Below are 14,586 nucleotides of genomic sequence, written 5' to 3' on the forward strand. Positions count from 1 at the left end.
GAATTGGTGCATCACCGGCCATTGGGGTAGGACGCACCAATGGGAGATCGTGCCGGCCGACTGGCTGTGCCCTCCCTTCTGACCGGTGAGCGGCCATTGCCGCCAGGGCTCTCCGGCAAAACACCAGGAAAAGATGATATGGCCGAGCCGAAAGCACCCGCCGAAAATACCGATTCCGCACAAGGCTTTGCCTTCGCGCTGACCGCCTATCTGCTTTGGGGCTTCCTGCCGTTCTTCATGAAGGCTGTCGCCCATATCCCGGCGCCGGAAGTGGTGGCGCACCGGATCGTGTGGTCGGTGCCGCTCGCGGGTCTCGTGCTGCTCTGGCTCGGGCGCACCGACGATATCAAGACGGCACTGCGCTCGCCGCGCATGCTGTGCATGGCCGCACTGACCGCCGTGCTCATCACCATCAACTGGGGCATCTATGTCTGGGCAATCGGGGCGGGCCGCGCCATCGAAACCGCGCTCGGCTACTACATCAATCCGCTCTTCTCGATCTTCCTCGGCGCCGTGCTTTTGAAGGAGAGGCCGAACCCGGCGCAGATGGTCGCAATCGCGCTCGCTGCCTCCGCCGTCGCCGTGCTCGCCTTTGATGCCGGCGGTCTGCCGTGGGTGTCGATCGGCCTCTGCCTGTCCTGGGGTTTCTACGCCTTCTTCCGCAAGACCCTGCCGGTTGGCCCCAACCAGGGCTTCTTCCTGGAAGTCCTGCTGCTGAGCGTTCCGGCCATCGGCTACATCATCTGGCTGGAGACGACGGGGCAGGGCCATTTCGGCGACACCGGCATGGCCGACGTCCTGTGGCTGCTGTCCTGCGGCATCGTCACGGCCGTGCCGCTGATGATCTATGCCAATGGCGCCAAGCTCCTGCGCCTCTCGACCATCGGCATCATGCAGTACATCGCGCCGACGATGATTTTCGTGATCGCCGTCTTCGTCTTCCATGAGCCCTTCGGTACGGCAAAGCTCATCGCCTTCGGCCTGATCTGGGCGGCGCTGGTGATCTATACCGGCGCGATGCTGGCTGAAAGCAGGGCGCGCCGCGCCCTGCAGGCAAGCCCCGCCGAATAAGGTCGGTTGCAATAGAAACAAAAAAGGCGCGCCGGGGGCGCGCCTTTTTTGTTGGCTGAACAGGTTTCTCAAAGCTTGGAGATGATCTCGGCTTCGCCGTCGCGGCCGTTGCCGCCGTTGGCGGCCGCCAGGATGGTCGGCACGATGTCGGCGGCGTCATTGACGACGAGCGGCTGCACCAGATGCGCCGTGTGGACGAAGCCCTCTTCGCGCATGTGCTGCAGGAGGTCCATCATCGGCCTCCAGAAATTGTTGATGTTGCCGAAGACCATCGGCTTGCGGTGACGGCCGAGCTGCGCCCAGGTCATGATCTCGACGATCTCTTCAAGCGTGCCGATGCCGCCCGGCAGAGCCACGAAGGCGTCGGCGCGTTCGAACATCGTGTGCTTGCGCTCGTGCATGTCGGCCGTGACGATCAGTTCGTTCAGTTGGCCGAGCGAATGGCGGGTCGCTTCCTTGTCCATCAGGAATTCAGGGATGATCCCGGTGACTTCGCCGCCGTTGGAAAGCACGCCGCTGGCAACCGCTCCCATGATGCCGCGTGTGCCGCCGCCATAGACCAGACGAAGCCCGTGATCGGCGATGGAGCGGCCGAGCGCGCGGCCGGCCTCCATGTAGGCATTGTCGCGTCCCGGCTGTGAACCGCAATAGACGCAGATGGATCGAATCGTGCTGTTCTCGGTGCTCATGCCCCCCAAAAAACATTGCAGCGCAGCATGGGTCAAGAAAAATGAGGGGAAACCCGGCTTTCTGTGGGTTGCCGTGCCTTCGGCTGCTTGTATGCCGAATCGCGAATCGCTAGCAATTTCAGTGATTGATTGAAGAAATCGGACGAGTTGCTTGCAGTTGCGCTATAATGACGGCGCAAGCCCGCACCGCAGGCCGATGAGAGGGCATGCGCGGAGCGTTGCTCCGCTCCGTGTGGAGAGTGGCATGATCAAAAATAAGGCCGGCTGGGTGGCCATTTCTGTCCTCGTGGCAGCAACAGCGTTGATGGTATTCGTAATTCAACCGAACTTGCGCGACGACGGCCAGAAGCCGGCGGCGGAGCAGGCGGCAGGCACCGCGACACAGTCGACCGAGGCGACGCCTGCGACCGGTGGCCCGCAGGCGGCTGGCGCCTCTGCCGAGACAGCAAAGACGGATGCTGCGCCGCAGCAGGAACAGTCGAAGGCCGACGCGGCGACTGCCGCCAATGCGCCTGCAACCGATCCCGCCATTCCCGGTTTCGATGTGTTGCGCGTGGAGCCCGATGGCTCGACGGTGATCGCCGGCCATGCCCAGCCGAATTCGAAGCTTGAGATCCTGAGCGGCGATACGGTGGTCGGCACCGCTGATGTCGGCGCGACCGGCGACTTTGCCGCGGTCTTCGACGATCCGCTTCCGGCGGGTGACCATCAGCTCACGCTGCGCAGCACCGGCGAAAACGGTGCGGTGAAGAGCTCCGAGGAGGTCGCGACCGTTTCTGTTCCCAAGGATCCGTCCGGTCAACTGCTTGCCATGGTCTCGAAGCCCGGCATGGCGAGCCGGCTGATCACGACGCCGGATACGGTGGAGGGGACAGCGGCTGTGGACGCCAAGCCGGCCGAGGTTGCTTCCGCAACGCCACAGGCGGTCGATACCGCTACTGCGCCGGCCAAGCTTTCTGGCGTGCCGGGCCTGCAGGTGAGCGCCGTCGAGATCGAAGGCAGCAAGATGTTCGTTGCCGGCAGCGCCAAGGCAGGCGCCTTGGTCCGCGTCTATGCCGACGACAGGCTCGTCGGCGAAATGAAAGCCGACGACAAGGGCCACTTCGTCGTCGACGGCCAGATCGAGTTGACGGTGGGCAGCCACATCATTCGGGCCGACATGCTGAACGAGGATGGCACCAAGGTCGTGATGCGCGCTTCGGTTCCCTTCGACCGGCCCGCCGGGTCGCAGGTCGCGGCCGTGGCACCTTCGGGCACGCCGTCCGCAACCGCGGGTCTCGATGGCCTGCGTGCGGAAGCTGGAAAGGCGCTCGCGCTGCTGAAGGGTCTCTATGCCAATGGCAAGGTGCCGAACGGCGAGCAACTGGCCGCCGCCCGTTCGGCGACCGAGATCGCGTTGAAGTCGCTTGCCGATTTCCGCCTCGCCGATAGTTCCGACCAGACGCTCGTCGCTTCCGCGACGCGGGCCGCAAAGGCCTCCGCAAGTGCGCTCGCGGCGCTGAAGGCTGCACCTCAGGACGCATCGAGCGTGGCGACGGCACTTGCCAAGGTTGATGAAACGGTTGGTGCGGTCCTTGCCGAGCAGGGCAGCGCCACGCCGGCGTCGCCCGAGAAGGCCCAGCCGAAGGACAATTCCCCGGCTCCGGGCGAACTGGCAAAGGCAATGGGTGCCGGAAGCGCAGTTGTAAACGACGCTGCACCGGCGCAGCCGGCGACCGAAACCGCGGCCGTTGCAGCCTCGCCCGACCAGCCCCAGACGCTCGAGCAGGCTCCGCTCAAGGAGAGCAAGAGTTCGGTGATCATCCGTCGCGGCGATACGCTGTGGCAGATCTCGCGTCGCGTCTACGGCGCGGGCCTGCGCTACACCACGATCTATCTCGCCAACCAGGATCAGATCGAGGATCCGGACCGCATTCGCCCGGGGCAGGTCTTCGGCGTGCCGGACAAGGCGCTGCCGGACGACGAATCGCGGGAAATTCACAAGAAGCACATGAAACAAGAGCAATAAGCAGCCGATCGGCGGCCGCCGACATTGCGGCGGCTGCGACGGATGCTTATCTCCAGACCAAGGGCGGCGCCTTCGACAGGGCGCCGCTTTTCATTGAACGGTGATGACGGCGCCGCAGGTCTTCGTTTACAGGGAAGGCTCGGCGCAGAGCTTGGATGCGCAACAATCTGCCTCCAAGCGCGCAAACGTAAGAGCGGATCAGAACGTGGCACCCCAGAAGAAAACCGTTTCGGCCGATACCAGCAATCCCTTGCATACGATCGCCAATCTCTGGCCCTACATGTGGCCATCGGACAGAGCCGATCTCAAGCTTCGGGTGATCTGGGCGACGGTCATTCTGATCATCGCCAAGGTCGTCCTGATCCTCGTTCCCTATTCCTTCAAATGGGCAACCGATGCGCTGAACGGCAAGCCGGATGTCCTGGGCTTTCTGCCCGTGTTCATGACCGGCGCGGTCATGCTGGTGCTTGCCTACAACCTTGCGCGTCTTTTGCAGGCCGGCTTGAACCAGCTGCGCGATGCGCTGTTTGCAAGCGTCGGTCAGCACGCGGTCCGGCAACTGGCCTACAAGACCTTTGTGCACATGCACCAGCTGTCGCTGCGCTTCCATCTGGAGCGGCGCACCGGTGGGCTTTCTCGCGTCATCGAGCGCGGCACCAAGGGCATCGAAACGATCGTCCGATTCACCATCCTCAACAGCGTTCCGACCCTGATCGAATTCCTGCTGACGGCAGTGATCTTCTGGTGGGGCTACGGCTTCAGCTATCTCCTCGTCACCGCCGTCACCGTCTGGCTCTACATCTGGTTCACCGTGCGCGCGAGCGACTGGCGCATCGCCATCCGCCGTTCGATGAACGACAGCGACACCGACGCCAACACCAAGGCGATCGACTCGCTGCTGAACTTCGAGACGGTCAAGTATTTCGGCAACGAGGAGATGGAAGCCCGTCGCTTCGACAAGTCGATGGAACGCTACGAGGCGGCGGCGACCCAGGTCTGGACGTCGCTCGGCTGGCTCAACTTCGGCCAGGCGTTGATCTTCGGCGCCGGTACGGCCGTGATGATGATCATGTCAGCGCTTGCCGTGCAGCGTGGCGAGCAGACGCTGGGTGACTTCGTCTTCATCAACGCCATGCTGATCCAGCTTGCGATCCCGCTCAATTTCATCGGCTTCGTCTACCGCGAAATCCGTCAGGGGCTCACCGACATCGAGCATATGTTCGACCTGCTCGACGTGCGCGCCGAAGTGGTGGATCGCCCGAATGCGAGCGAACTTGTCATCGGCAAGGGCGCCATCGCCTTCAAGGATGTGCATTTCGCCTATGACGCGGCGCGTCCGATCCTGAAGGGCATCACTTTCGAAGTGCCCGCCGGCAAGACGGTCGCCGTCGTTGGCCCCTCCGGTGCCGGCAAGTCTACGCTCTCGCGGCTGCTCTATCGCTTCTACGACGTGCAGGAAGGGGCGATCACCATCGATGGCCAGGACGTGCGCACAGTGACGCAGAAGAGCCTGCGCTCGGTGATAGGAATGGTGCCGCAGGACACGGTGCTCTTCAACGACACCATCGCCTACAACATCCGCTATGGCCGCGTTTCGGCGAGCGAAGCCGAAGTCGAGGCGGCGGCCGAAGCCGCGCAGATCGCCGAGTTCATCCGCACCCTGCCGGAGGGCTTCCAGGCCATGGTCGGCGAACGGGGCCTAAAGCTTTCGGGCGGCGAGAAGCAGCGCGTTGCGATCGCCCGCACCATTCTCAAGGCGCCGCCGATCCTGATCCTCGACGAGGCGACCTCGGCACTGGACACGCGCACGGAGCAGGAGATTCAGTCGGCACTCGACGTCGTTTCGCGAAACCGCACGACGCTTGTCATCGCGCACCGGCTCTCGACCGTCATCAACGCCGACGAGATCATCGTGCTGAAGGACGGCGTCATCGCCGAGCGCGGCACCCATGGCGAGCTGATCGATCGCGACGGCCTCTATGCCTCGATGTGGAGCCGCCAGCGCGAAGCGACGCAGGCCGAAGAGCAACTGAAGCGCGTGCGCGAGAGCGACGATCTCGGCATCGTCACCCGCGGCGAGCCGGCGGTTTGATGGCGTCTTTTTCTTTGCTGAGCGCGACGCGTTTTGTCGCTACCGGGCGGGCAACGTTGCCCGCCGGGACATTTCGCGCTAGAGCGGGGGGCAGGAAAAGCGTTTGCGGTTTTCCGTCCGCATCCCGCGCTAACTTATAGAAAACGATCACGTTCCACGGAAAATCTGGAGTAGAGTTCATGAGCCTGGTCAATACGATCCGCAACACGCTCGTCCCGGTGCACAAGGAAGGCTACCGCTTTGTTGCGATCTTCTTCGTCGTGTCGCTGGTGCTTGGCTTCCTGTGGGAGCCGTTGATGTGGATCGGCTTCGTGCTGACCGCGTGGTGCGCTTACTTCTTCCGCGACCCCGAGCGCATGACGCCGCTCGACGACGATCTGGTGATCAGCCCGGCCGACGGCCGCGTCTCGTCGATCGCGACGGTCCTGCCACCGGAAGAACTGAACCTCGGTTCGGAACCGATGCTGCGCATCTCCGTTTTCATGAATGTGTTCAACTGCCACGTGAACCGCGCGCCGATGGCCGGCACCATCACCCGCGTCGCCTATCGCGCCGGCAAGTTCGTCAATGCCGAGCTCGACAAGGCGAGCCAGGAGAACGAGCGCAACGGTCTGGTGATCGATACAAAACACGGCGCCATCGGCGTCGTTCAGATCGCCGGTCTCGTTGCCCGCCGCATCCTGTGCTGGAAGTACGAGAACGGCTCGCTGGAGGCCGGTGAACGCTTCGGCCTGATCCGCTTCGGCTCGCGTCTCGACGTGTTCCTGCCGGCCGGCTCCGAGCCGCGCGTCAGCGTCGGGCAGACTGCCGTTGCGGGCGAAACCGTGCTCGCCGAGTTTGGCTCGGCCAAGGGCCCGGTCATCAGCCGCCGCGCATAAGGAGTGTCTATGGAAGGCTCTGAACAGGAAAAACCGATCGACACGCGGCAGGCGTCCGAGGACGCCAGCGGCTCGAGCGATACCGCACGCGGCCCACGGCTGCGCGAAATCCCGCTACGGTTGATGATCCCCAATCTGATCACCGTGCTCGCGATCTGCGCCGGCCTCTCGGGTATCCGGCTCGCCTTTGAAAACCGCATCGAGCTTGCCGTTGCCATGGTGTTGCTCGCCGCCTTTCTCGACGGCATCGACGGCCGTGTCGCGCGCGCCCTGAAGGCGACGTCGAACTTTGGCGGCCAGATGGATTCGCTCGCCGATATCATCAACTTCGGTGTCGCGCCGGCCCTCGTGCTCTATGTCTTCATCCTCGACCAGGCGCGTTCGATCGGCTGGATCGCGGCACTGATCTACGCGATCGCGATGGGCCTGAGGCTCGCCCGCTTCAACGTGATGGCGGAGCGCCAGGTCAAGGCGTCCTGGCAGTCGGAATATTTCGTCGGCGTGCCGGCGCCCGCGGGCGCCATGCTGGTGCTGTTGCCGGTCTATCTCGGCCTCCTGGGCCTGGCGCCAGAACGCACCTTCGCGCTCATCGCATCCGCCTACACGGTGCTGATCGCCTTCCTGCTCGTCAGCCGTCTGCCGGTCTGGTCCGGCAAGTCGGAAAACAGCCGCGTGCGCCGCGACCTCGTTCTGCCGGCCATCCTCGGCGTCGTCTTTTACGTCGCGACGCTGATGACCTACACATGGGAAACGATGGCGGTGACGGCGCTTGGCTACCTGATCACGCTGCCCTTCGGCGCGCGATCCTGGCAGCGCAAATATGGCGGCGATTGGCCTGCCCATCCTTCGACCGGCGGCGACGGCCTGCCGGGCGACAAGGACTAACGCAAGTCCGCGAGAGGCGTGAATGGCTTTCCGACCGGCAATGCCCAAAATGAAAAGGCCACCGTGACGACACGGTGGCCTTTCTCATTTGAGCGGTGTGACGAAGCTTATTCCGGCAGCCGGTAGTCGACAATCTTGTCTTCGCGCGCGATGTAGAGCTTGCCGGTCTCGGTCTGGTTGGGGCCAACCAGCGGCAGCAGCTTGGCTGCGACTTCCGAAGGATGCGGCACGGTTTCCGGATCCTCGCCCGGCATCGCCTGAGCGCGCATCGCCGTACGGGTGGCGCCGGGGTCGACCGAGAGGATGCGCAGCGGCAGGCGCTGCGTCTCGCCGGCCCAGGTACGGGCCAGAGCCTCGACGGCAGCCTTCGAAGCGGAGTAGGGCCCCCAGAAGGGCTTGCACTTGTGTGCAGCGCTCGACGACAGGATCAGCGCACGGCCGGCATCCGACTTGATCAGCAGCGGCTCGAGCGAACGGATCAGCCGCCAGGTGGCGTTGACGTTGATGTTCATCACCTTGTCGAACACCTTCGCCTCGACATGCCCGATCGGCGAGATCGTGCCAAGCACGCCGGCATTGGCAACGAGGATGTCGAGTTTACCCCAGCGTTCGTTGATCGCGCCACCGAGCTTGTCGATCGCCGGCATGTCGGCAAGGTCGAAGGGCACCAGCGTCGCCGAGCCGCCCACCGCCTTGATCGCGTCGTCGAGTTCTTCGAGACCGCCGACGGTGCGGGCGCAGGCAACCACATGGGCTCCGGCCTTGGCCAATTCGAGAGCGGTGAAATAGCCGATACCGCGCGATGCGCCGGTGACCACGGCCACCCGGCCTTTGAGATCGATCGTCATTTTTCTGTCTGATTATCCGTTGCTGGCGAGAACCGAGAGTTTGCGGACATTGCTGGCGCCTTCCTGGTCGAGAAGGCGGGTCGGATAGTCCCCGGTGAAATAGTGGTCGGTGAACTGCGGCGACTTCGGATCGCGCTTTTCGCCGCCGACCGCCTCATAAAGACCGTCGATCGACAGGAACTCGAGCGAGTCCGCGCCGATGTAGCGGCACATGGAGGCGAGGTCCGCATGCTGGTTGGCGAGCAGCTTGTCACGATCCGGCGTGTCGATGCCGTAGAAGTCCGGATGGAAGATCATCGGGCTCGCGACGCGCACATGCACCTCGCGCGCACCGGCCTCGCGCATCATCTGCACGATCTTTACCGATGTCGTGCCGCGCACGATCGAATCGTCGACGAGGATGATGCGTTTGCCCTCGATCATCGCGCGATTGGCGGAATGCTTGAGCTTGACGCCGAAGGCGCGGATCTGCTGCGTCGGCTCGATGAAGGTGCGGCCGACATAATGGTTGCGGATGATACCGTATTCGAAGGGGATGCCACTCTGCTGGGCATAGCCGAGGGCGGCCGGCGTGCCGCCGTCCGGCACGGGAACCACGACGTCGGCCTCGACCGGCGCTTCCTTGGCGAGGTTGATGCCCATGTTCTTGCGCGACACATAGATGCTGCGGCCGCCGACGACCGAGTCCGGCCGGGCGAAGTAGACATATTCGAACAGGCAAAGACGCTCGGGCTGCGAAACCTCCGGCTTGCGCGCGTCGATGGTGATCGAACCGTCGGGCTGGATCTCGCAGATGATGACTTCGCCGTTCTCGACGTCGCGGACATAGGTCGCGCCGATGATGTCGAGTGCGCAGGTCTCGGAGCAGAAGATCGGTTTGCCGTCGAGTTCGCCCATCACGAGCGGACGGATGCCGATCGGATCACGTGCGGCGATCAGCTTCGTGCGCGTCATCGCCAGCATCGAATAGCCGCCTTCCATCTGGCGGATGGCATCGATGAAGCGGTCGGAAGAGGAGGACTGCTTCGAGCGGGCAATCAGGTGCAGCACGACTTCGGTATCCGAGGTCGACTGACAGATGGCGCCGTCGGCGATCAGCTGCCGGCGAAGCGTGAGGCCGTTGGTGAAGTTACCGTTATGGGCGACCGCAATGCCACCGACTTCGAGTTCGGCAAAGAGCGGCTGCACGTTGCGCAGCGCCACTTCGCCCGTCGTCGAGTAGCGGGTGTGGCCGATCGACATGAAGCCCGGCAGTTTCGCCAGCGTCGCCGGATCCGTGTAGTGGTCGCCGACGAGGCCCATGCGCTTCTCGGTGCAGAACTGCTTGCCGTCAAAGGTGACGATGCCGGCTGCTTCCTGGCCGCGATGCTGGAGCGCATGCAGGCCCAGCGCCGTCAGCGCCGCCGCGTCCGAGTGCCCCAGTATGCCGAAGACGCCGCACTCTTCGTGCAGCTCGTCGCCTTCGAGTTCATCGTGGATTTCGATGGATCTATCGGTCATCACAGTCGCCTTTGCTCCGTACCGGTGCGCATATCGTGATCAGGCCCGCCGTCTTCAAGCAATCTTAGCTGAAAACGGCTGCAAGCGTTATTCCCCAAAAGGACAAAGCCCGCGGGGCGGGCTTTGTCGGCAAATCGTTCCTGTCTCAGCCGTTGGTGGCCGGGGCGTCGTCGGCGGGCGCCTGGTCCGGCGTCGTCGCAGGTGCCTGGCCGGGCGTCGTTGCCGGCGCTTCGCCTTCGCCTTCGCCGGTCGTGTCCTTGCCGCGCAGGCGATCGAGAATGGTGGCGTCAGCTTCTTCGGGCAAAAGCGCGATCAGCTTGTTGCCGAGATTGTCGAGCAGCGGCTTCGACTTGGCCTGGGTGACCCAGGTCGGCTGCTGCTGCGGAGCGACGAGCCAGTTGAAGAACAGCATGGCGACGACGACCAAAAGGATGCCGCGGGCAGCGCCGAACAGGAAGCCGAGCGTGCGGTCGAGCGCGCCGATGCGGCTGTCGATGATGAAATCGGCGATCCGCATGGTGATGAAGGAGATGATGATCAGCGCGATCAGGAAGATCACCGCCGCCGATCCGATCATCGCGACCGTGTCGCTGTTGGTATACTGCTTCGCATAGGGCAGGAGATGCGGGTAGAGGAAGTAGGCGGCAGCCGCCGCACCCACCCAGCTCGCGACCGAAAGCACCTCGCGCGAGAAGCCTCGAACCATGGCCAGGATTGCGGAAAACAGGGCGACGCCGAGAACGATACCGTCGAGAATTGTAATGGGCATTTTGTCCTTACTCCGGACCCGGTTCGTCCGGGTCTCCTCAAGCCTATCCGCCATCGGCCCTGAGTTCAGGGCATTTGCAGCCTGTTTGCGGCCCTTAAAGAGCGGCCTGCGGCATCCGCATCTTTCAGTCTTCGTCCTCCACCGGTCTCAGCGCGTTTCGCGACCCCGCGATGCGCGCCACCAGATCGGGCAGGCTTTCCATCTCGCTCCAGCGGCCATTGCCGTTTTTCGGCAGTTCGGTCGAAGCGGACGGCAGGACCGCCTGGGAGAACCCGAGCTTCTCGGCTTCCTTAAGGCGTTGTGCGGTATGCGCAACCGGCCGGATGGCACCCGACAAGCTGACTTCGCCGAAATAGACGCAATCCGCCGGAAGGGCAAGCCCGGCAAGCGATGAAACCAGTGCGGAAGCCACAGCTAGATCGGCCGCCGGCTCGGAAATGCGGTAGCCACCGGCGATGTTGAGATAGACGTCGTGCTGGCCGAGCCGCACGCCGCAATGGGCTTCCAGCACGGCAAGGATCATCGAGAGCCGTGCGGAATCCCAGCCGACGATGGCGCGTCTCGGCGTGCCGAGCGAGGTCGGGGCGACCAGCGCCTGCACTTCGACGAGAACCGGGCGGGTGCCTTCCATGCCGGCAAAGACGGCGGCGCCCGGCGATTTCTCGTTGCGTTCGCCGAGAAACAGTTCCGACGGGTTGGCGACCTCGCGCAGGCCCTTGTCCGACATTTCGAACACGCCGATCTCGTCGGTCGGGCCGAAGCGGTTCTTGACGGTGCGCAGGATACGATAGTGATGGCCGCGGTCGCCTTCGAAATAGAGCACGGCGTCGACCATATGCTCGACGACGCGCGGACCGGCGATCTGGCCCTCCTTGGTCACATGGCCGACGAGCACGACGGCGGTTCCCGTCTGCTTGGCAAAGCGGATCATCGCCTGCACGCCGGTGCGAACCTGGGTCACCGTGCCCGGCGCGGAATCGACGATGTCGCTCCAGAGCGTCTGGATCGAATCGATGATCACGAGATCCGGGCGCTTGCCTTCCGACAGCGTCGCCAGAATGTCCTCGACGTTGGTCTCAGCAGCGAGCAGCACATCGCTGTCGGCAGCCCCCAGCCGCTGGGCGCGAAGACGCACCTGCGCCACAGCCTCTTCGCCCGAGACATAGATGACGCGATGCTTGCGGCGCGAGAGCGCGGCCGCTGCCTGCATCAGCACCGTCGACTTGCCGATACCGGGATCGCCGCCGACGAGCAGCGCCGATCCGCGCACGAAGCCGCCTCCGGTCACCCGGTCGAGTTCCGAGATGCCTGTCTGGATGCGTGGCGCGTCTTCGATCTCGCCCGAGAGGGTGGTGAGTGCCACCGGGCGTCCCTTCTTCGGCGCGCGCGACGGACCGCCGCCGATGCCCGCCGTCGGGTCATCCTCGATGATCGTGTTCCACTCGCCGCAGCCTTCGCATTTTCCCACCCAGCGAGTGTGGATCGTGCCGCAGTTCTGGCAGATGAATTGGGTACGCGCTTTCGCCATCGGCATCGACTTTCGGAATGTGAGACCGCCGACGTCGCGAGGGGACGTCGGCGGCAAAGAATCACCTGTATCGTCACATAATGCCGCAAAGTGCGGAACAAAAGGTGAATTTCTGCAAGAATGACCGAAAAATGAGGTGAAGGAGCGCGTCAGACGCTGTCGATATAGTGCCTGATATAGCGGCGGCCGAGGCTGGTCAGCATCTCGTAGCCGATCGTCCCTCCGGCGCGCGCGACATCGTCGATGGCGATGTGCCGGCCGAAGAGCTCGATGTAATCACCCGGTCGTACCGCGCTTTCAGGAAGGTCCGTGACGTCGAAGAGACTGAGGTCCATGGTGACGCGCCCGACATGCGGGACCTTCTGGCCGTGCAGGAAACCGAAGGCCCCTGATGGCGTTGCCTGCCTGAGCGTGACGCCGCCGCCGGAGACGGAACGGTGATAGCCATCGGCATATCCCACAGCCACCGTGGCGATGCGACTGTCGCGGTCGAAGCGGGCAGAGGCGCCATAGCTCGCGGTGCCGCCGGCGGCCACGTCTCGCACCTGGATGATCCGTGCTTCGGCGGTCACGACCGGCTTCATCGGGTTGGGGATGTCGTTCACCGCCTCGCCGCCATAGACGGCGATGCCCGGCCGGGTCAGGTCGAAATGATAGTCGGGCCCGAGGAAGACGCCGCCGGAGTTGGCAAGGCTCGCATCGACCCCTTCATAGGCAGTCGACACCTCATGGAAGCGACGGAGTTGAAGGCCATTCAGCCGATGGTCCGGATCGTCGGCGCTGACGAGATGGCTCATGATCAGCACCGGCGAAAAGCTTGCCGGTCGCGCCGGGTCTGTCGCAAGCGCAACGGCCTGCTCGACCGTAAGGCCGAGCCGGTTCATGCCGGTATCCACATGCAGCACGCAAGGGTGGTCGCCACGCTCGGAAAGGGCGGCCATGAACACCGCCAGCTGCTCGTCCGAGTTGATGACCGGCACCAGATCGTTGTCGAAGAACAGCGCCTCGTTGCCCGGCCACATCCCGGCGAGAATGTAGATCCGGCCGTCCGGTGCAAGCGGACGGAGTGCTGCGCCTTCCTCGGCATTGGCGACAAAGAAATCGCGGGCGCCGGCCGCATAGAGGGCAGGGGCCGCCTGCGCGATGCCGATGCCATAGGCATCCGCCTTGAGCACGGCTGCGGCACGCGCCTTGCCGGAGCGCTTGTTCATGGCCCGCCAGTTGTCGACAAGCGCGCCAAGATCGATCGTGAGCCGGTTGGAAGCGGAAAGGAAGTCTGGAGGAAGCATGCCGGGCACTCTGCGTGGATGATCCAGGATCAATACAGCCAAGCGCAGAGCGTCGCAAATATTCCCCTGTCGCGGCGCCCTCGCGGATGGACCAGGCAAACGAGCACTTTTGTGCAAGACGCAGCCGCGCAGGCGCACTATGGTTTTGCCATGCAGACAATTTCGCAGGAAGAAGCCATCGATGTCATGCCGATAGAGGGCGCCGAGCGCACGCGCTTCTGGCGGGATTCCCGCTTCATGGGCATGGAATGTCTGACGGCGACCTTCATCACCCATGAATTTGCGCCGCACGCGCACGAAACCTTCAGCATCGGCGCCATCGAGGCCGGCTCGCAGATCAGCAAGATCAAGGGCGAGCGTTCGGAGGCCGGCCCCGGATACTTTTATCTGATCAATCCCGACGAAATTCACGACGGTCATCCGGGCGGCAGCGGCTATCGCTATCGCATGGTCTATCCGAGCGCCGAACTGCTGGTGAGCATCATCGAGGATGTCACCGGACGCGCTTTCAAGGGCACGCCATCCTTCTCCAAGCGTGTTTTGCAGGCGCCGGACCTGGCTCTTTCCTTCCATCAGGCCCACCGCACGCTCGAAGTGTCGGGGGCGACGCTCGAGGCGGAGGAAAAAATGTTCGCGGTGCTTGCCGCGATGTTCGAGCGCCACGGCAGCACGATCATCACGCCGATCGAAACGCGCGAGCAATCGGCCGTGCACCGGGCGCGCGACTTCCTGGCGGAAAACTATGCGGAGGACGTCGGGCTCGAGGAACTGGCGAAGGTCGCCGGCCTCAGCCGCGCCCACCTCATCCGCGCGTTCCGCAAGGAGTTCCACATCACCCCGCATGCGTTCCTGACCGACAAGCGCGTGCGGGCGGCAAAGACGCTGCTGCGGCACGGCTGGTCGGCGGTGGACGCGGCCTATCAATGCGGCTTCGCCGACCAGGCGCATTTCAGCCGTCATTTCAAGGCGCGCACCGGCGTCACCCCTGGGGCCTTCCGCGCCGGCTGATCACTTTCGTTCAAGACGATC

Annotated in this window: 12 protein-coding genes; 6 read left to right on the forward strand and 6 right to left on the reverse strand. The window is 63.8% G+C overall.

The window, feature by feature from the left end:
• The first annotated feature begins 138 nt into the window (after positions 1 to 138).
• Positions 139 to 1,071 (forward strand): EamA family transporter RarD, encoded by a 933-nt coding sequence (rarD, locus tag IB263_RS05740; RefSeq protein ID WP_034804008.1) that lies wholly within the window; start codon positions 139 to 141, stop codon positions 1,069 to 1,071.
• Between the two features lie 68 nt (positions 1,072 to 1,139).
• On the opposite strand, the gene IB263_RS05745 is transcribed toward rarD, so the two are convergent.
• Positions 1,140 to 1,760 carry a TIGR00730 family Rossman fold protein gene (locus tag IB263_RS05745; RefSeq protein ID WP_034804006.1) on the reverse strand — a complete coding sequence of 207 codons (621 nt, stop codon included), beginning with the start codon at positions 1,758 to 1,760 and terminating at the stop codon, positions 1,140 to 1,142.
• A 244-nt stretch (positions 1,761 to 2,004) separates the two neighbouring features.
• On the opposite strand from IB263_RS05745, the gene IB263_RS05750 reads away from it, so the two are divergent.
• The 4 genes from IB263_RS05750 (at position 2,005) to pssA (ending at position 7,623) form a co-directional block, all read left to right on the forward strand.
• Positions 2,005 to 3,768, forward strand: a complete 1,764-nt coding sequence (locus IB263_RS05750) for a LysM peptidoglycan-binding domain-containing protein (RefSeq protein ID WP_192437896.1) — start codon at positions 2,005 to 2,007, stop codon at positions 3,766 to 3,768.
• A gap of 205 nt (positions 3,769 to 3,973) precedes the next feature.
• The gene (locus IB263_RS05755; RefSeq protein WP_034804301.1) at positions 3,974 to 5,860 is read left to right on the forward strand and encodes an ABC transporter ATP-binding protein/permease; all 1,887 of its coding nucleotides are present in this window, start codon (positions 3,974 to 3,976) and stop codon (positions 5,858 to 5,860) included.
• A 179-nt stretch (positions 5,861 to 6,039) separates the two neighbouring features.
• On the forward strand, positions 6,040 to 6,738 hold the full coding sequence (locus IB263_RS05760; protein ID WP_034803995.1) for a phosphatidylserine decarboxylase: 699 nt from the start codon (positions 6,040 to 6,042) through the stop codon (positions 6,736 to 6,738).
• 9 nt (positions 6,739 to 6,747) lie between these two features.
• A complete protein-coding gene (pssA, locus tag IB263_RS05765; protein ID WP_051659665.1) occupies positions 6,748 to 7,623 on the forward strand; it encodes a CDP-diacylglycerol--serine O-phosphatidyltransferase in 876 nt (291 codons plus the stop codon).
• 107 nt (positions 7,624 to 7,730) lie between these two features.
• Here pssA and IB263_RS05770 read toward each other — a convergent pair whose 3' ends face one another.
• From IB263_RS05770 to alr, 5 genes are all read right to left on the reverse strand, one after another.
• Positions 7,731 to 8,471 (reverse strand): SDR family NAD(P)-dependent oxidoreductase, encoded by a 741-nt coding sequence (locus tag IB263_RS05770; RefSeq protein ID WP_134886530.1) that lies wholly within the window; start codon positions 8,469 to 8,471, stop codon positions 7,731 to 7,733.
• A 12-nt stretch (positions 8,472 to 8,483) separates the two neighbouring features.
• Complete coding sequence (gene purF, locus IB263_RS05775; protein WP_060522118.1) at positions 8,484 to 9,971, reverse strand: amidophosphoribosyltransferase; 1,488 nt, start codon at positions 9,969 to 9,971, stop codon at positions 8,484 to 8,486.
• 145 nt (positions 9,972 to 10,116) lie between these two features.
• Complete coding sequence (locus IB263_RS05780; protein WP_034803987.1) at positions 10,117 to 10,740, reverse strand: CvpA family protein; 624 nt, start codon at positions 10,738 to 10,740, stop codon at positions 10,117 to 10,119.
• A 124-nt stretch (positions 10,741 to 10,864) separates the two neighbouring features.
• Positions 10,865 to 12,268, reverse strand: a complete 1,404-nt coding sequence (gene radA / locus IB263_RS05785; RefSeq protein WP_034804296.1) for a DNA repair protein RadA — start codon at positions 12,266 to 12,268, stop codon at positions 10,865 to 10,867.
• 149 nt (positions 12,269 to 12,417) lie between these two features.
• The gene (gene alr, locus IB263_RS05790) at positions 12,418 to 13,557 is read right to left on the reverse strand and encodes an alanine racemase (protein WP_034803986.1); all 1,140 of its coding nucleotides are present in this window, start codon (positions 13,555 to 13,557) and stop codon (positions 12,418 to 12,420) included.
• 150 nt (positions 13,558 to 13,707) lie between these two features.
• On the opposite strand from alr, the gene IB263_RS05795 reads away from it, so the two are divergent.
• A complete protein-coding gene (locus IB263_RS05795) occupies positions 13,708 to 14,565 on the forward strand; it encodes an AraC family transcriptional regulator (protein ID WP_060604336.1) in 858 nt (285 codons plus the stop codon).
• Positions 14,566 to 14,586 lie beyond the last annotated feature (21 nt).

The organism is Ensifer sp. ENS03 (genome assembly GCF_014852035.1).
Classification (GTDB): Bacteria; Pseudomonadota; Alphaproteobacteria; order Rhizobiales; family Rhizobiaceae; genus Ensifer; species Ensifer adhaerens.

Bases quoted from the DNA above. Each gene is read 5' to 3' on its own strand.
- pssA (WP_051659665.1), top strand. From the start codon at position 6,748: ATGGAAGGCTCTGAACAGGAAAAACCGATCGACACGCGGCAGGCGTCC.
- IB263_RS05745 (WP_034804006.1), bottom strand. From the start codon at position 1,760: ATGAGCACCGAGAACAGCACGATTCGATCCATCTGCGTCTATTGCGGT.
- IB263_RS05780 (WP_034803987.1), bottom strand. From the start codon at position 10,740: ATGCCCATTACAATTCTCGACGGTATCGTTCTCGGCGTCGCCCTGTTT.
- IB263_RS05750 (WP_192437896.1), top strand. From the start codon at position 2,005: ATGATCAAAAATAAGGCCGGCTGGGTGGCCATTTCTGTCCTCGTGGCA.
- IB263_RS05760 (WP_034803995.1), top strand. From the start codon at position 6,040: ATGAGCCTGGTCAATACGATCCGCAACACGCTCGTCCCGGTGCACAAG.
- IB263_RS05795 (WP_060604336.1), top strand. From the start codon at position 13,708: ATGCAGACAATTTCGCAGGAAGAAGCCATCGATGTCATGCCGATAGAG.
- radA (WP_034804296.1), bottom strand. From the start codon at position 12,268: ATGGCGAAAGCGCGTACCCAATTCATCTGCCAGAACTGCGGCACGATC.
- rarD (WP_034804008.1), top strand. From the start codon at position 139: ATGGCCGAGCCGAAAGCACCCGCCGAAAATACCGATTCCGCACAAGGC.
- purF (WP_060522118.1), bottom strand. From the start codon at position 9,971: ATGACCGATAGATCCATCGAAATCCACGATGAACTCGAAGGCGACGAG.
- alr (WP_034803986.1), bottom strand. From the start codon at position 13,557: ATGCTTCCTCCAGACTTCCTTTCCGCTTCCAACCGGCTCACGATCGAT.
- IB263_RS05770 (WP_134886530.1), bottom strand. From the start codon at position 8,471: ATGACGATCGATCTCAAAGGCCGGGTGGCCGTGGTCACCGGCGCATCG.